This window comes from Coriobacteriia bacterium (assembly GCA_031292615.1).
Classification (GTDB): domain Bacteria; phylum Actinomycetota; class Coriobacteriia; order Anaerosomatales; family JAAXUF01; genus JARLGT01.
In genome coordinates this window covers 27,996-44,256 of the sequence record JARLGT010000102.1, presented here as the reverse complement: position 1 = coordinate 44,256, position 16,261 = coordinate 27,996, and the positions used below count along the sequence as shown (strand labels likewise).

Annotated in this window: 18 protein-coding genes; 16 read left to right on the top strand and 2 right to left on the bottom strand. The window is 65.4% G+C overall.

Annotation, left to right across the window (positions count from 1 at the left end; all coding sequences use genetic code 11):
- The 7 genes from P4L93_09270 to P4L93_09240 form a co-directional block, all read left to right on the top strand.
- Nucleotides 1-413 (top strand): hypothetical protein (locus P4L93_09270; GenBank protein MDR3687130.1); only part of this gene is annotated, 413 nt, incomplete at its 5' end.
- Nucleotides 414-581: 168 nt separating this feature from the next.
- The gene (locus P4L93_09265; protein ID MDR3687129.1) at nucleotides 582-1,025 is read left to right on the top strand and encodes a MarR family transcriptional regulator; all 444 of its coding nucleotides are present in this window, start codon (nucleotides 582-584) and stop codon (nucleotides 1,023-1,025) included.
- A gap of 23 nt (nucleotides 1,026-1,048) precedes the next feature.
- Nucleotides 1,049-1,963, top strand: a complete 915-nt coding sequence (locus P4L93_09260) for a DUF5996 family protein (GenBank protein MDR3687128.1) — start codon at nucleotides 1,049-1,051, stop codon at nucleotides 1,961-1,963.
- Nucleotides 1,964-1,986: 23 nt separating this feature from the next.
- Nucleotides 1,987-2,247: a UBP-type zinc finger domain-containing protein gene (locus tag P4L93_09255; protein MDR3687127.1), complete on the top strand. Its 261-nt coding sequence runs from the start codon at nucleotides 1,987-1,989 to the stop codon at nucleotides 2,245-2,247.
- A 39-nt stretch (nucleotides 2,248-2,286) separates the two neighbouring features.
- Nucleotides 2,287-2,532, top strand: coding sequence for a CDGSH iron-sulfur domain-containing protein (locus P4L93_09250; GenBank protein ID MDR3687126.1), 246 nt, complete (start codon nucleotides 2,287-2,289; stop codon nucleotides 2,530-2,532).
- Between the two features lie 3 nt (nucleotides 2,533-2,535).
- Nucleotides 2,536-3,096 carry an NAD(P)H-dependent oxidoreductase gene (locus tag P4L93_09245; GenBank protein ID MDR3687125.1) on the top strand — a complete coding sequence of 187 codons (561 nt, stop codon included), beginning with the start codon at nucleotides 2,536-2,538 and terminating at the stop codon, nucleotides 3,094-3,096.
- A 116-nt stretch (nucleotides 3,097-3,212) separates the two neighbouring features.
- Nucleotides 3,213-3,389, top strand: coding sequence for a MarR family transcriptional regulator (locus tag P4L93_09240; protein ID MDR3687124.1), 177 nt, complete (start codon nucleotides 3,213-3,215; stop codon nucleotides 3,387-3,389).
- A 314-nt stretch (nucleotides 3,390-3,703) separates the two neighbouring features.
- On the opposite strand, the gene P4L93_09235 is transcribed toward P4L93_09240, so the two are convergent.
- On the bottom strand, nucleotides 3,704-4,399 hold the full coding sequence (locus P4L93_09235; protein ID MDR3687123.1) for an MBL fold metallo-hydrolase: 696 nt from the start codon (nucleotides 4,397-4,399) through the stop codon (nucleotides 3,704-3,706).
- Between the two features lie 123 nt (nucleotides 4,400-4,522).
- On the opposite strand from P4L93_09235, the gene P4L93_09230 reads away from it, so the two are divergent.
- The 7 genes from P4L93_09230 to P4L93_09200 all read left to right on the top strand — a co-directional run bounded on the left by P4L93_09230 (nucleotide 4,523) and on the right by P4L93_09200 (nucleotide 11,758).
- Nucleotides 4,523-5,803: an arginine deiminase gene (locus tag P4L93_09230; GenBank protein ID MDR3687122.1), complete on the top strand. Its 1,281-nt coding sequence runs from the start codon at nucleotides 4,523-4,525 to the stop codon at nucleotides 5,801-5,803.
- A 169-nt stretch (nucleotides 5,804-5,972) separates the two neighbouring features.
- Nucleotides 5,973-6,797: a cytochrome b/b6 domain-containing protein gene (locus P4L93_09225; GenBank protein MDR3687121.1), complete on the top strand. Its 825-nt coding sequence runs from the start codon at nucleotides 5,973-5,975 to the stop codon at nucleotides 6,795-6,797.
- Between the two features lie 152 nt (nucleotides 6,798-6,949).
- Nucleotides 6,950-7,477: an L-2-amino-thiazoline-4-carboxylic acid hydrolase gene (locus P4L93_09220; GenBank protein ID MDR3687120.1), complete on the top strand. Its 528-nt coding sequence runs from the start codon at nucleotides 6,950-6,952 to the stop codon at nucleotides 7,475-7,477.
- Between the two features lie 207 nt (nucleotides 7,478-7,684).
- A complete protein-coding gene (gene typA / locus P4L93_09215; protein MDR3687119.1) occupies nucleotides 7,685-9,493 on the top strand; it encodes a translational GTPase TypA in 1,809 nt (602 codons plus the stop codon).
- Nucleotides 9,494-9,609: 116 nt separating this feature from the next.
- On the top strand, nucleotides 9,610-10,035 hold the full coding sequence (locus tag P4L93_09210; protein ID MDR3687118.1) for an Rrf2 family transcriptional regulator: 426 nt from the start codon (nucleotides 9,610-9,612) through the stop codon (nucleotides 10,033-10,035).
- The gene (locus tag P4L93_09205; GenBank protein ID MDR3687117.1) at nucleotides 10,029-10,874 is read left to right on the top strand and encodes a DMT family transporter; all 846 of its coding nucleotides are present in this window, start codon (nucleotides 10,029-10,031) and stop codon (nucleotides 10,872-10,874) included. Before P4L93_09210 ends, P4L93_09205 begins: the two co-directional genes overlap by 7 nt.
- A 35-nt stretch (nucleotides 10,875-10,909) precedes the next feature.
- Complete coding sequence (locus P4L93_09200) at nucleotides 10,910-11,758, top strand: PASTA domain-containing protein (protein ID MDR3687116.1); 849 nt, start codon at nucleotides 10,910-10,912, stop codon at nucleotides 11,756-11,758.
- An 8-nt stretch (nucleotides 11,759-11,766) separates the two neighbouring features.
- Here P4L93_09200 and P4L93_09195 read toward each other — a convergent pair whose 3' ends face one another.
- Nucleotides 11,767-13,290, bottom strand: coding sequence for a DUF2252 domain-containing protein (locus P4L93_09195; GenBank protein MDR3687115.1), 1,524 nt, complete (start codon nucleotides 13,288-13,290; stop codon nucleotides 11,767-11,769).
- Between the two features lie 148 nt (nucleotides 13,291-13,438).
- Between P4L93_09195 and P4L93_09190 the strand changes: the two genes are divergently transcribed.
- Both P4L93_09190 and P4L93_09185 read left to right on the top strand, forming a co-directional pair.
- The gene (locus P4L93_09190) at nucleotides 13,439-14,722 is read left to right on the top strand and encodes a CHAD domain-containing protein (GenBank protein MDR3687114.1); all 1,284 of its coding nucleotides are present in this window, start codon (nucleotides 13,439-13,441) and stop codon (nucleotides 14,720-14,722) included.
- The gene (locus tag P4L93_09185; protein MDR3687113.1) at nucleotides 14,719-16,242 is read left to right on the top strand and encodes a Ppx/GppA phosphatase family protein; all 1,524 of its coding nucleotides are present in this window, start codon (nucleotides 14,719-14,721) and stop codon (nucleotides 16,240-16,242) included. Before P4L93_09190 ends, P4L93_09185 begins: the two co-directional genes overlap by 4 nt.
- The last annotated feature ends 19 nt before the right edge of the window (nucleotides 16,243-16,261 follow it).

Genomic DNA, 16,261 nt, shown 5'->3' with positions numbered 1-16,261 from the left:
CGCACCAGGTCCGCCATCCCGTGCTGGACACCTATCACATCGCCGAGGAACCGGCCGAGCCGGTCGGGACCTTCCACCGCGCGCTGACAGACGGCGATGCCGCGCTGGCCGACTCGTTGTTCGAGTCCGACGGCGTCGTTCGCGAGCCCTCGGGCTCGACGTACTCGCATACGGGCGCCGATCGCACCGCCTGGTACGAGAAGATCCTCTCCGACGGCGGAATCAAGCTGCACCTCGGCTCGATCACCGACGACGGAGAGACGGTGGTCTTCGAGTTCCTGGTCGATCAGTGGGGCAGCGAACACCTGACCCCGCAGGCCGGCGCCGCCGCCTACTCGCGCGGCCCGAGCGGCAAGATCGCCTCGGCGCGCATCTACGATGACGTGACGCCGCCAGCGGCGATTGCGGGGTAGGAACCAGGTCGCCGCCGGCCTCTTCGTCCTGAAGGACTGCCTCCGCGCTCAGAGGGGACTCCACACAATCCCCACGCCTGACCCCGTTTCGTCGGCGCTTTGTTCGGGAATTGACTTGACGTCAAGATAAACGCCCGGGCCGAATCGACATAGACGGAGGCGAGAGAGATGGCGCGCACGCCGAGCGGCCCCACACTGTGGCTCTCGCTGTTCCGTACCACCGAGGCCATGCATCGAGTGGCCGCCCGCAGCATGGCCAACGCTGGCTTGGGCTTCAGCGACTTCACCCTGCTCGAGGTGCTGCTTCACATCGGTCCGCTCACTCCCAGCGCTCTTGCCGAGAAGCTCGGGCTGACGAGTGGCTCGATCACGGCCGCGCTCGACCGGCTGGAGTCGCGCGGGTTGATTGGGCGTGGCGTAAACCCTGCCGATCAACGCAGCCGCATCATCGAGCTGACCGACGCGGGGCGCGCGCTGATCGGACCTGCTTACACCGCACACGCCGCCGACATCGAGGCGCTTGTGCGGCGGGCACTGACCGCCGAGCAACGCCGCGAGCTGTTTGGCCTGCTCGGCGCGGTGCGCAAGACGGCCCGAGAGAACACGCCGTGACTGCCGAGGAAGGCGAGCGATTCATGCCTGGTGAAACTGCTTGGCCCGAACTGAACTACGCCGATTGGGCTCCAACCAAGAAGACTCTGCAGATGGTCTTGCAGATGCTTGGCAAGGCTCGGCTGGCGCTAGCACCTTCGCAGCCGGAGTGGCTCAACGCCGCGCTGTATTTGGATGCCCGCGGCTTCGTCACTGGCGCGGTCCCCGTCGGCGAGCGCCTCGTCTCGATGGGCGTCGACGTCTTCGACGGCGTCCTGTGGGTCTCGGCAAGCGACGGCCGAAGCGAGCTCATCACTCTGGGCGGGCGCTGCGTCGCCGAGATATGGCAGCTGTTCTCGGCCGCGCTGACGAAGCTGGGGGTGGAAGCCGATATCTGGACGAAGCCTCAGGAGCTTGCCGACACCACGTCCTTCGCCGAGAACACCCACGACTGCACCTTCGTGCCCCAAGACGCGCAGCGATTTCACGCACTGCTGAGCAACGTGCAGGGAGTCTTCGAGGAGTTCCGCTCGGGATTCTTTGGCCGCAGCGGGGTGCAGTTCTGGTGGGGCGGCTTCGACCTGGCGGTGCTGCTCTTCAACGGCGAGCACGCGCCAGCGCCGGACGACCGCGGCTACATCATGCGCTACGACTTGGACGCCGAGCACCTCAACGCCGGCTTCTGGCCGGGCGACGAGAATGCGCCAGCCGCTTTCTACGCGTACCTGCATCCGCAGCCACCGGGGTGTGCTTTGGCGCCGATCGACCCGAGCGCCGCGGCGTGGGTCGAGCAGATGGGCGAGTGGATGCTGCCCTACGAGGCGGTGCGCACCGCAGACGATCCGCGCGGGTGCGTCGTGAAGTTCCTGCGCAGCGCATATGCGATCGCTGGCGAGCTTGCAGGCTGGGATCTCAGCCGCTTTGAGTACGTGTCACCGCAACCATCCAAGCGCACCTAGCGACAGCCCCGAGAGGAGTCCCTATGGCTACCTGCCAGCATCTACGCACGGTCCCCGTCCCCGAGCCCGAAGCCCGCACCCAGGGCTGCGAGGAGTGCTTGGCCATTGGCCAGGAGTGGGTGCACCTGCGCAAGTGTCTCGACTGCGGACACGTCGGTTGTTGCGATCAATCGATCGGCAAGCACGCGACCAAGCATGCTCAGACCGAAGGACACCCGTGCATTCGTTCGTTCGAGCCGGGCGAGGAATGGCGTTACTGCTACGCGGACGATACGTTCGCCTAGCCGCACGCATAGATTCGGACCACTACTCTTGGAGGCGCCATGACCAGATTTGAGAACGACGAGAGCAAGAGCCACCCGCTCGTCACCGAGCTCGGCGAAGGAACGTACTACTGGTGTCAGTGTGGCAAGACCCGCACCGTGCCGTATTGCGACGGCTCTCACCAGGGCAGCGGAATCACGCCGCTCGCGTTCGACATCAAGGAAGCCGGAACGGTGGCCATCTGCAGTTGCGGACTGACCAAGAACCCGCCGTACTGCGATGGTTCGCACGTCACAATCGAGTAGCCGATGACGGTTCGAGTCGCTGCGCTTTGCGGTTCTCGGCGCAAGGGCAGCTACAACCAGAAGCTCCTCGACAACGTGATTGCGCACGCTCCTGAAGGCCTCGAGGTCTTCCAAGTGGCCATTCGGGACTTCCCGTTCTTCGACCAGGACGAGGAGGCCGAGCCGCCCCAAGTCGTACTCGACGCCAAGGCTGCGATCCAGTCCGCCGACTGCGTCTTGCTGGTGTCGCCCGAATACGACTACGGAGTGCCGGGCTTCCTGAAGAACGCCGTAGACTGGCTGTCACGGCCGTTCGGCGACCCGACGCTGGTCGGGCGTCCCATGGCGGTGATGGGTGCGAGCACCGGCTACATGGGAACGATTCGCGGTCAGTTGCACTGGCGGCAAAGCTGGTACTTCTTCCGCGCTCCGGTGTTCTCGGAGGCCGAGCTAGCGATCGCGTTCTCGGCCGAGTCTTTCGACGAGAGCGGCACGCTGGTCAACGAGCGCTACGTCGCATCGCTCGATCACTATCTCGTCACCCTGACAGCCTGGCTGCAACGGCGCTGCTCGCCGCCGGGGTAGCTACGGGCGCGTTCCAGTTTGCCCCCAGGGACCGCCGGAGAAGCCGAAAATGCGAGTGAACTGCCCACAGTTACGGTATTCTCCTGCACGCCACAGGTGATGAGAGAGGAGACACGATGGAGCCCAAGCGGCAGGTACTCGACGCGATCAAGGGCGTCGGCGAGCCGGTCAACGCCGGCAAGGTCGTCGAACTCACCGGCTTGGATCGCAAGGTCGTCGACAAGGCGATGAACGACCTGAAGAAGACGGGCGAAATCGTGTCGCCCAAGCGCTGCTTCTGGCAGCCTGCCTAGGCTAGCCGGATCGACGCAGAACGCAGCGAAGGCCCGCCGGGAGAAGGCGGGCCTTCGTGCGTTCGGGCCTTGAGGGACGGGCGGCCCGAACAGGAAGGGGGGCGGAGGGGTGGGGTTCCCCGCCATTTGGGCCGGTGCCCGGACCGCCACGTCTTCGTGGCATCGGCTTGTCACTCATTCTTGCGCCGCAGCGGAGTGGCCGCGTCGGCGCGCAGTCGCATCTTGGCGTACCCCATTGGGAGTACGCCGGTGTCTAACGCGAGATTCCGAGCGATGCCTCAAGGCGCGTCGAGCCCAAGTACCCGGCGTTCGCGCTACAGCCCTAGGTTCCGGCGCATCTGAGAGCTGGCGTCTGCGCCGAGGAAGTCGCCGTGGTAGGGCAGCATCCGCTCGAACTCCAGGCGTGCAAGCGCTCGAAGCGAGGCTTCGTTGGTCTCGGCGTCTGCGGTGAACATTGCGGGAGCCCGGGTCACGTCGCCGTTCTCGTAGCGCAGGATGTCGCCGGCGATGAGCAGCGAGAGCTCGGGCAGGTAGAGGCTGATGTGCCCCGGAGTGTGCCCCGGAGTGTGCAAGATCCGGCACCCCCCGAGTACGCCGAGGACCTCGCCGCCCATGAGCCGCAGATCGACTGGCGCTGGCAGGATGCGGTGCATGGACGAGGCAGCGCCCGCAGGCATTCCCGCCGGTGGCTGGCGAACGGTGGTGCCGTCGATCAGGTCCGCGTCGTCGGTGTGCGCCCACACCTCGGCGCCGGTCATCGCGACGACCTCGGGCAGGCCGCCTGTGTGGTCGGGATGATGGTGCGTGATGATCACGCGCCTCACCGCCCCCGCCGAGATCCCTGCCTCGGCAAGCGTCGCCGCGAGTGGCTCGCTGACGCCCGGGAAGCCGGCATCAACCAGGGTCGCGGTGCCGTCGCCTGCGACCAGCAGGCTGACGTTCACGGTGCCTGGACGGCCGGGCATTCCGACGCCGTCGACCAGGAACACGCCGGGCATCAGTTCGCTCATGAGGACTCTCCTTGGCTGGGGCGTATCGCGGATTGTGGGCACGAGCGGATACGTACCCGCACGCGGCAGCATATACGCGCTCGGCTCTGCAGGATACGATGGACGCCGCCACAACGGTGAGAGGTGGGAACCTGCATGGTGGAGTACGGAGTCCATTCCGAGGTAGGGCGTCTGCGCAAGGTGCTGGTGCACCGACCCGGGCGCAGCCTTGAGCGCCTAACGCCTGCCAACCGCCACGAGTTCCTGTTCGACGATCTGGTCGCCGTCGACCGCGCGCAGCGCGAACACGACGAGTTCACCGACGTCTTGCGAGGCCGCGGCGTCGAGGTGCTCTATCTCGAAGACCTCCTTGCCGAGACCCTCGCTCTTTCGCCCGAGGCCTGTCGCCACGTGGTCGAGCGGGCCGTTTCGTCGTTTACCGTCGGGCTGTCGCTCGTCGATGACCTGCGCCAGTGGATGTACTCGCTGCCGCCCGACCGCTTGGCGTCAGTGCTCATCGGCGGGTTGCTGATCTCTGAGCTCGAGGGACTCGACCTCGAGGTCATCAACCGACATTCGCTGGGCGCCGTGCTCTCCGAGGAGATGTCGTTCGTCTTGCCGCCGCTTCCAAACACGCTGTTCACACGCGACTCCTCGGCGTGGATTTTTGGGGGCGTCGTCCTGCCGCCGCTGTTCTGGCATGCACGGCGACTCGAGGTCTCCAACGTCTCGGAGATCTACCGTCACCATCCGCTCTTCACCGAGGCGAGCTTCGACTTCTGGTATCCGCCCGCCGGCGACGCCGAGCGCTTCGCCGTCGAGGACTTCGGGCAGACGGCGTCTCTCGAAGGCGGCGACATCATGCCAATCGGCAACAAGACCGTTCTTGTGGGTCTGGGTGAGCGCTCCACAGGCCGTATGGTCGAGCACATAACGCGCTCGCTGTTCTCGGCGGGCGCAGCGGAGCGCGTCATCGCTTGCCGCATGCAACAGGATCGCAGCTACATGCACCTCGACACAGTGTTCAACTTCGTGGACCGTGACGCCGTGACGCTCTTCGCTCCGGTCGTCGACGCCATGCGCGTATTCAGCATCCGCCCGGGCGACCGCGACGACCACTTCGACATCACCGAGGAGCCCGGTCTGCTGCCGGCAGCGGCTGACGCCATGGGTGTGCCGCAGCTGCGCACGATCCCGACGGGCGGCGACGCTTTTGGAGCCGCCCGCGAGCAGTGGGACGACGCAAATAACGTCGTGGCTATCGAGCCGGGCGTCGTTGTCGGTTATGCTCGCAATACCAAGACGAACGCCAACCTGCGCGCATCCGGCATTGAGGTCATCGAAATCGATGGAACAGAGCTGGGCAAAGGCCGCGGCGGATGTCACTGTATGACCTGCCCCGTCGTTCGCGATGGGTTGGAGTGAGCCCACAGGCGTTCTCGTGGGAAGCGTTGAAGCTCGTGCAAACACGCGCGTGCTAAGAGGGAAGCCGCAAGCGTGCGTCGAACTAAGCGCGCAGGCGGGAGTACTGGCTCGTCTACTGGCTGCAATGCGGGTCCGGCCAACGACCCGCGAACTCGGGTGAGGGGGAACGATGAGTCTGACGACGATCAACGTCTGGCTCGATGTCATTTTCACAGGACTCTACGCGTTCATATTGATCTTCCTGATCTTCCATTTCTCGCTCTTCGTGTACCTCGGGCGATTCAGGAAGTCCTTTATCGAAGGCGAGTGGCCGGAGCATGACTCGAGGCCCCCGGCGGCACCCAAGTTCGTGCACGCGGTGCACATGTTCTCGATGATCGGCTTGGGCTTCACGGGTATGTACCTGCGCTTCCCGTACTTCGCGGATGGGCGCGACTTCATGCGCGGCACGCACTACGTCTTGATGACCGTGGTCATCGTGACCCTGGTCTGGCGCGTTTGGTACGCCTTCTTCTCCAAGACCAACGCCGACTGGCGTGAGTTCGCGATTGGCAAGAAGGATCTCCAGTCGACGCTCGGCGTGCTTGCGTACTACGGCTACTTCAGCAACAACAAGCCGCACGTCGCCAAGTACAACGTGCTACAGAAGATCTCGTACAACCTGTTCCTCTACATGATGATCATCCAGGCCATCACCGGTCTTTGCCTCGTGCGCTACGGCTTCCTCTTCGGCACGAGCTTGAGCCAGATTCTGGTGGGCACGTGGGCCGGCGGTCTGGGAGGCATGGCGCTGTGGATGTGGATCATCCGCACCGTCCACTACGTCATCAACTGGGCGTTCATCTTGATGATGACGATCCACCTGTACCTCGCTGCAACGGCCGACGTGCCTTGCGCCTTGGACTTCTTCGGGATGGAAGAGCTCGAGGTCCATCCCGGTGGCCACGGTCACGACGACACGCCCGCACCGGCGCCAGAGCTCCAGACGTCCTAGCGGTCGGCTCAAGATCACGGCCGAACACTCGGTTGTTTGGCAACACGTGCGCGTGGCCAGTAACGGCCACGCGCACGTCGCGTTTGGCGGCATCGTGTGAGAGTAGAATCGACTGCGTAACCCGATGATTCCGCGCCATCTTGGAGGGCCGCATGGAACAGAGCGCTCGCACGATCGAAGAGCTAGAGGCCGAACTCGCAAAGTCGCGTGCCGAGACGCGCTCCGCGTTCGAAACCCGCGCATACATGTACGCGTACATCTACGAGGAGCTGGTCACGACGATCGGCAAGGACGCGGCGATTGCGCTCATGAAGCGTGCTATCTACCGCCGAGGCATCGAGGTGGGTCGCAAGTACCGTCCGGCGGTCGAAGCAGCCGATCTCGTCGAGGTAGGTAGCATCTTCTGCAACGGATCCCCCTGCCAGGGCGAGTTGTTCGAGCCGGGGATTGAGGAGAACTCCAACGGCCACATCGTGCTTCGCATGACATCGTGCCCGCTCCACGCCGCGTGGGAGGGCATGGGACTTCCCGCCGAAGAAGTCGACACGTTGTGCGAGATCGCGGCGGCAGTCGACGAGGGGACCTTCGCGGGCGCCGGTCTCGATCTGACGTTCCTAAGCCGTCTGGGCGCAGGAGCCGACAAGTGCCTTCTGGATCTGCAACTTCCTGCGGACGAGTAGCAAGGCGCTCTAGCAAGCTCTTCGAGGAGTTCCGCGTTCCGAGCAACCATGAGCGCGGGACTCCTCTCGAGTGCGCTCAGCCTCGACATTGATTCAGCTACGACAGATCGCAGGCTCGATTGAGGCGCCGTTGACGCCCGTGCTACGCTTGATGTTCGCGCCCGCACCCTGAGGTGCTGGCAACCTACCGTACGGAGCTGAAAACGCATGCGCGTCAACGACGTCCGCAACATCGCCATCATCGCCCACGTCGACCACGGCAAGACCACGCTGGTCGACAGGCTTCTTCAGACCACGCACGTCTTTCGAGACAACCAGCAGGTCGCCGAGCGCGTCTTGGACTCCAATGACCAAGAGCGCGAGCGCGGCATCACGATCCTCGCGAAGAACATCTCGATTCGTTACCACGACACCAAGATCAACGTGATCGACACGCCGGGCCATGCTGACTTCGGCGGCGAGGTCGAGCGCGTCTTGAAGATGGCCGATGGTTGCCTGCTGATTGTCGACGCCTTCGAAGGCGCGATGCCGCAGACCCGTTTCGTGCTCAAGCATGCTCTCGAGCACGGCCTGAAGCCGATGGTTGTCGTCAACAAGATTGACCGTCCGGGCGCCCGTCCGCATGAGGTCATCGACGAGGTGTTCGAGCTGATGCTCGACCTGGGCGCAAACGACGCGCAGCTCGACTTCCCCGTCGTCTATACGAGCGCCGTGAACGGCTACGCTCGTGTCGAGCCCGACGACGGCAACATGGACATGGTGCCGCTTCTGGACGCCATCATCGAGCACATCCCCGCACCGGACGTCGACATCAATGGTCCGGTCGCCATGCAGGTCTGCACGATTGACTACTCGAGCTTCGTAGGCCGTATCGGCATTGGCCGCGTGTTCTCGGGTACCCTGCACAACGGCGAGCGCATCCTCGTGGTCAAGAACGACGGCAGTCGTTATCAGGCCAACGTCAAGGACCTCTTCACGTTCGAGGGCATGGGCCGCCAGCAGGCCACCGAGGTCCACGCCGGCGACATCTGTGCCGTCGTAGGTATCGAGGACTGCGACATCGGCGACATGTTCACCTGCCGCATCGAGCCCGTTCAGCTTGACCCGATTCACGTCGAAGAACCCACGATGTCGATCGTGTTCGCGCCGTCGACCAGCCCGCTCATCGGGCAGGAAGGCAAGATCGTCGGCGGTCGCCAGATCAAGGAGCGACTGCTGCGCGAGGCCGAGTCCAACATCTCGATGAACATCACCGAGACCGAGGACAAGAGCGGCATGGAGGTCGCCGGCCGAGGCGTTCTGCATCTCTCCGTGCTGATGGAGACGATGCGTCGCGAGGGCTACGAGTTCCAGGTCGGCCGACCGCAGGTCATCCTGAAGAACGAAGGCGGCAAGAAGCTCGAGCCGATCGAAGAGGCCGTCGTCGACGTGCCGAGTGAGTTCGCCGGCAAGGTCATCGAGATCTTCGGCGCCCGCGGCGGCGAGATGACTGACATGGTACTGCGCGAGGAGCGCACGCACCTGGAGTTCAAGATCCCGACCCGCGGAGTCATGGGCCTGCGAACCAGAATCCTCAATGCCACCCGCGGCGAGGGGATTCTGTTCCACCACTTCAAGGAGTACGGCCCGTTCAGCGGCGATCTGGGCGGCCGTCAGAACGGTTCGATGATCGCCAACGCCACCGAGAAGTCCGCGGCCTTTGCCATCGACACGCTGCAGACGCGCGGCAAGATGTTCATCGGCCCGAACGTCATGTGCTACGAAGGCATGATCGTGGGAGAGGCCGCCAAGGAAGGCGATCTGGTCGTCAACGTCGCCAAGGCCAAGCAGCTTACCAACATGCGCACATCCTCGGCTGACAAGGCAATCGTCTTGCACCCGCCGATCCTGTTCACGCTCGAGGAAGCCCTCGAGTACATCGAGGACGATGAGCTTGTGGAGATCACGCCCAAGAGCATCCGTCTTCGCAAGCGCTTGCTGTCGGCGAACGACCGTAAGAAGGCCGGGCGCAGGTAGCACGCTCCCCCGGGCTGACGCGAGCACGGTTGAACTGATACTGTACGGGTGTCTGTAACAAGTACGTACCTGTTCAACGGGGCTGAACGGGGCGCATCCGAGAGGATTGAGCTACCGTGGTCATTACTCGCGAAGCGGACTACGCGGTCCGGCTGATGGTCGGGCTCGCGAAGCGCACACAAGGAACCGTGGTCTCTGCTCGCGCGCTGTCGGACGAAGCCGGTGTTCCTTACGAGCTTGCCCGCACCATCTTGGGCAACCTTGCTGATGCAGGGATTCTCGAGTCCCGCCGAGGCCGCAGCGGCGGATTCCTCTTGGCGCGCTCGGCGTCGCAGATACAGCTGCGAGAGGTCCTGGCAGTCGCTGGGGAGAACCTGCAGCTTAATATCTGCGTGGCCGATCCTACACACTGCGGCCGGTCGTCCGACTGCCCAGTGCACCCGATCTGGACTGCAGCGTCAGCGGTGCTGCGTGAGTTCATGAGCTCCCAGACGCTGGCCGATCTTGCCAACAGCAAGGAGCCTGTCGAAGCCCCGTGCTGACAGCTCTCATCTCGACGGCGACAGCGGCGTTCTTTGGCGGTTCTGACTTCCTCGGCGGGCTCGCCAGCAGGCGAGGCTCCGCACTCTCGGTGACGGCTGTGGTTTACGGCATTGGCGTCGCCATCTTCGCCGTGGTGCTCGTCTTCGTGCGGCCGGCCGCGTTCACATCCGCCGACTTCGGCTGGGCAGCGGTTTCGGGAGTCGTGGGCACGGTAGGCGTGCTGTCGCTGTACGCCGCTCTTGCTGCAGGCCGCATGGGCATCGTTGCGCCGGTGACCGCGGCGCTCGCTGGCGCAGGCCCGGCTGCGTTCGACCTTTTCCGCGGCTCGCGCGTTGGCTTCGCCCCACTGCTTGGGCTCGCGTTGGCGATCGTCGCCGTCGTGGTCGTGAGCACGGTGACAGACCCCGACGACGAGCACGCCACCCCTCCGCGCGCGGTGATGCTGGCAGTACTTGCGGGCACTGGCTTCGCCTGCTCGCTCATCGCGCTGTCGTTTACCAGCCACGCGAGCGGCCTGGCCCCGCTGCTGGTCGCGCGCTGCACCGGCGCGCTCATCCTGGGCGTGGCGATGCTGGGTCGCGGCTCGTCAGGGCGTGCTCTGAGTCGCTCGGCGCTGGCGCCTGCGCTGCTTGCGGGAGTGCTCGATGCTGCGGCGAACTTCACGATGATCACCGCGCTGCGGATCGGTCCGATGGCGGTCGCCTCGGTGATCGGCTCGCTGTATCCGGTCACCACGATCTTGCTGGCGCGAACCGTGCTGCATGAACGCCTGCACCGCCTCCAGATCCTCGGAGTTTGTCTGGCGCTGGCGGCGGTCGTGCTGACCGCGCTACCCTAGCGAGGGACTGACGCACCGACGGCAAGAGGAGTGAGATGACGCGCGACGAGCTCGGCTCGTATCCAGCAGACCCCGAGGGGTCCTCGGCAAGCGACGTCTCGACTCCCACCGACACTTCGGTCAGTCCTGATGCAACAGCTTCCGCAGAGCTCGCCGTCGATGCGCCCAAGCGCCGAGCGCCCGCTGTCGTCCTGATCGCTGTCGGGGTCGTTGCTGTGTTTGCCCTTGGGCTGGGTGCGTGGTTCTTCGAGAGGGCGACGTTGCCAGTTCCGGTGCCCGCCCTCGTGTCCCTGACTCCAGATGCGGCGAGCAGACTCCTCATCGGCGCGCGTCTCCGAGAGGGGAGGGCGACGTACCGGGTCACGAAGGACTTTCCTGCCGGCAGGATCATCGGCCAATCGCCGGCGCCCTACACCAACGTCGCCCAAGGATCGCCGGTCAACATCGCGGTCGCGATATCGCCGAGGCAGGCAATCGTCCCGGACGTTGTTGGGGCTGTGTCGAGCGACGCCCAAGCGGCTTTGGAGTACGAGCTCTTCGTGCCTACCGTGCTGTACGCATACAGCCCTTCCATGCACTCCGGAGAGGTCATCGAACAACTTCCGCGCGCAGGTGATACCGCCTCGACCGGCTCGGCCGACGTTATCGTGGTTTCGTTGGGGCCGGGAACACCCGGTGTGGTCGTGCCTCAGATGGTCGGCGAGACGTTCGTGCAGGCAAGCCGGGAGGCGAGCAACACGAGGCTGTTCGCGTCGCCGCGCGCCGTCACGGCCACAGGGACGCCGGACGGCGTGGTCGTCGATCAGGCGCCCTCGGCGGGACTGACCGTGCCCGTCGGCAGCAACGTATGGGTCTCAGTGGCCGACTCACGGGCAGGCAAGTAGTCCGAGCCCTAGACTCCCGTCTGCGCCGCGATCCGCCCGCTCTTGACCGCCGTAACGAGCTTCTCGTAGTCGCGCTCGTTCTGATCGGCGTACGTGGCCGCGAAGTCAGCGATTGCCTCGTCGAACACCGAGCCGGCTCCCAGGTAGCCCGCGATGGCAATTCGGTCGCCGCTGCGTGCGTGCGCCCGAGCAAGCGTCCAGCCACACGCACGTGCGTATGGGCCGAACATCCGAGCCGGCATTGTCGCAACGTCAAGCGAGGCCTTGCCGTCCCAGAGCTGACGGACGTAGAAGTCGTGGACGAGCCCGTCGAACGCCAACACCTTGTACCAGCCAAGCAAGATGTCGCTCGCGGCCTGCATCAGGCGCTGCCCCTCGACTACTCGGCGCCCGTGGTTGCGGTAGCGGCTTCGACCAACGAAGCGCTCCATTACGGAGCTCTCCGCCTGCTTGAGCTGTAGGAACAGCGGGTCGTCGGTGTTGCGTCCGAGCGTCAGCACGATCCACGAGCGCATGCCGACGCTGCCTACTCCCACGACCTTGCGCGCAATCTGCTTGAACTCGAACTCGGTCAGCAGATGGCGCCGGTCGTCTGGAAGGCTCGCGGCGTAGTTGGACAGGAACTGGTGGATGACCTCGGTGAAGCGGTCGAACTCGGCGCCCTGCAGCAGCTCGGAGGCCGGGACGATGAGCGGCGGGTTGCTGATGATCCGCGGCTCGCCGTCGACCGTCACGGTGAGCTTCTCCAGCGCGCGGAGGCTGTTCTTCGACTGCGCCTTCTCCAAGCCCTTCGCGACGCGCTTGGCGTCCTTGCGATCGCCAGTGGCTTGCAGGTTCTCCAGCAGCTCAACGGCGTCGAGGCGTGCGTACCAGACGTCCATCGTGTTGAGCTGGGCGAATTCGAGCATGGTCTCGCGATAGGTGCGTGCAGCCACCAGAACCGCGCCGCGCCGTGCCGTCGCATCCATCCCGCGATCGCGCATGGCGACCTCGAAGCTGGCCGCCAAACGCTTCACGTCCCACTCCCACGGCCCGGGCAGCGTCTCGTCGAAGTCGTTGATGTCGAAGACGAGCGAGCGGTCCGGCGACGCGAACACTCCGAAGTTGACCAAGTGCGCATCTCCGCAGCACTGCGCCTTCAGACCGCTGCGCGGAGTCGTCGCCAGGTCGGACGCCATGATCGCGGCGCCCCCGCGGTAGAACGCGAACGGGGATGCCACCATGCGGCCGTAGCGGATGGGCAGAAGCTCTGGCGTGCGATGCGCGCCCTGCTCCTCCAGCACGTCGATCGGGTCTGGCCGGTCGGACCACGTCTCCCACGACGCGTGCGAGCTGCGCGGAGTGTCTTGGCGGGCGGCTCGGCCACGGGCAAGGTGCTCGGCGGGGGTGAAGTGCGGGAGAAGCGTGGTGTACGCGATTGGTGCCGGCGGTGTTGGCTGTTCCGGCTCGGGCGTAGGTGCGGGCTCGGGCGTGGGCGTGTCGGAGGTCATGTTGGGCTCCTTACCCGCGGGCTTCGCGGAAACGTCGGGCATCTAACCATTCCTGTCAGGGCTCGGGTATGCTCAAACGGTGGCGCTGCCTGCACGAACGCGGCCCCACTGGAGTGTATTGCCCCGGAAGTTGCCCGCGTCACGTTTCACATTCGCCGAGCTCGTGGCTTGACCGATGGAGGACCTGTAGATGGATCAGCGGTTTGCGGTACCAGGCGTCGATGCCTTCACGCCGCTTGCCGACGCTGCCCCGGCGCTTCTGCTGGCGAAGGCCGAGCCGCTGTTCGCCCTCGAAGGAGCCGCCTCCAGCGGCGCGGACATGGATGCCGTGCACGACATGCGTGTGGCCTCTCGGCGGCTGAGAGAGACGATGCGACTGCTCGATCCGCTCTATCCGCAGCGCGAGTTCCGCGAGTGGTACGGGCGCGTTCGGCGCATTACGCGCGCGCTCGGTCCGGTCCGCGACGCCGACGTCTTCATCGACGAGTTTGCTGGCTTCGCCAAGAGCCTCGGCAACGGTGGCAAGCGTGCCGTCGCCTTCCTGATCGGCCGCCGAATGGGCACTCGCGAGCAGCAGCTGGTGGCGCTGAACCGCGAGCTATCGCGTCTCGACCTCGCCGAGAACCGCCGCACGCTGCGCAAGCTGGCGCGCTCGATCGGCGGCAGCTCGACGGAGGCCAAGCGGCCGCTGTCCGGCTTCGCGCACGCGCAGGTCGCGCAACGTGCGAGCGTGGTTTTCGGCGCGCTGCCCGGCGCGCTGCCGGAGGAGAACACGCTGCAGCAGCACGCATTGCGCATCGACTTCAAGCGGCTGCGATACGCCGTCGAGGTGTTCGCGCCGGTGTACGGCGACGACTTCGACGCCGTACACCCGGTGCTCACCGAGTTCCAGGACACGCTCGGCGATCTGCACGACCTGCACCTCTTTCTCGATCAGCTGCAGGCGCCGGAGCTAGTCGCACTCGCCGCGCGCGCGGGTGTCTCGGCAAGCGACTTGGGTGACGTGACCACGCTGTTGGAGGAGCGCGCCCGGGCGACGTTCGAGGCGTTCCTGACGCTGACTACCGAGCACCCGGCTGGCGAGCTGCTGCCCGCGCTCTTGCTGCCCCTCTCGCGACTGCCCGAACCCGCGCCCGCCGAGCCCACAGCCGAGGCCGCAGCGGCACACTCGCCAGCCGCGCTGGAGGTGGTGATCGCACCTGCCGAGGGATCGTCCCCGCAGCCTGCGGTCGTGCTGGCGGAGGCAGCCGTCATCTCGCCCGACGGCATGCCGCCGATCGACACCGCGGCGCAGCCCTGGAGTTCGGACGCCGCGGGGCTGGCCATCGAACCACCGGTCGTGATCGGTGCCGAGCCGTGGGTGCGCCCGCAGCTACGCAGCGTCGCGCCAGCCCCAGACCAGACCCCCGACCTCGTCCCGGACGCTGCGCCCGCGCTCGGTGCGCCTGCGCCCGCACCGGAGGAACGCCCGTGAGACTGCTGCAGGTCATCGACGTCGGGACCAACTCCGTGCGTTCGAACATCGTCGAGGTGCCGGTTGGCGGTCCGCACCGCATCATCGACGACGAGAAAGAGATGACGCGCCTGGGTCAGGGACTCGACGCCAGCGGGCAACTCGATCCCGAGGCGGTCGACCGAACCGTCTCGGCACTCAAGGCGATGATGGATATCGGCCGCAACCTCGGGGTGACCGAGGTGCGAGCCATCGCAACCGAGGCCGTGCGCCGCGCGAGCAACGGTCAGGAGCTGGTCGACAGGCTGCACAACGAGGCCGGCCTCGACGTCGAGATCATCTCGGCGGAGGAGGAAGGACGCCTCGTGTGGCTCTCGGCGATGCCGATGACCACCGAGATGCCGGAGTCGGTGATTCTCGACATAGGCGGCGGGTCGGTGGAGATCGTGCAGGGCGTGGGCGAAGAGCCCGTGAGCATCGTCTCGATGCGAATCGGTGCGCGCGTGATATCCGAGCGCTTTCTTGCCGAGGATCCGCCGAGCGAGGCATCGTTCAAGAAGCTGAAGCGTTTCGTGCGACGCACGTTGCTCGCCAGTGTGACGCCACTGCAGCCGGGCGTCTCCGTACTGGTGGGCTCGGGCGGCGCAATCACGACGATCGCCGCAGTGGTCGCCGGCATGCGTGGCCGCAGGTACGAGTCGCTGCAGGGCGTGCAGATCGAGCGGCCGGAGATCATGCAGCTGCTCGGCATCCTTTCTCATTCGACGGCCGCCGAGCGCCTCGCGATGGCAGGCATGCCGGCAGAGCGCATCGACATCATCCTGGCGGGCACGCTCGTGCTCGCCGAGACGCTGAAGCTGTTCGGCGCAAGCAGCGTTCTGGTAAACGCGCGGGGTATCCGAGAAGGCATCGTGCTGGACACGTTGGCGAGCGATGGCGCCATCGAAGCGACCGCACCCGACCACATGGACTCGGTTCGCGACGTGGGCCGACGCTATCGCTTCGACCAGCAACATGCCGAGCACGTCACGGCTTTGTCGCTCTCGATCTTCGACCAGCTTGCGGACGTGATGCACCTGCAGCCGGGCGATCGCCGGTTGCTCGAATCGGCGGCGATGCTTCACGACATCGGCTACTACATCGCCTACGACAGGCACCACCGGCACAGCTATCACCTGATTCTTCACTCGGGGCTGCCCGGACTTACTCGGCGGGAGACCGCGATGGTGGCGGCGATCGCGCGCTATCACACCAAGGCGCTGCCCAAGCGCAGCCACGAGTCGTGGGCGGCCATCGAGCCCGCCGATCGCGCGACGGTACGCCAGCTCGCCGCGATCCTCCGGATCGCGGACGGTCTCGACCGGGGACGCGGCTCTCGGATCGCATCCGTTTCGGTGACCGACGACGGCGAGGTCACTCGGTTCGATGTCGTTGGCGCCGTTGATCTTCATGCAGAGCTGTACGGTGTGGGAAAGAAGAAGGACCTGTTCGAGGAGACGTTCGGCCGACGCGTTGAAGTCGCCGTACTGGAAGGCGAGTAGCGCGTATGCCGTGGTGGTG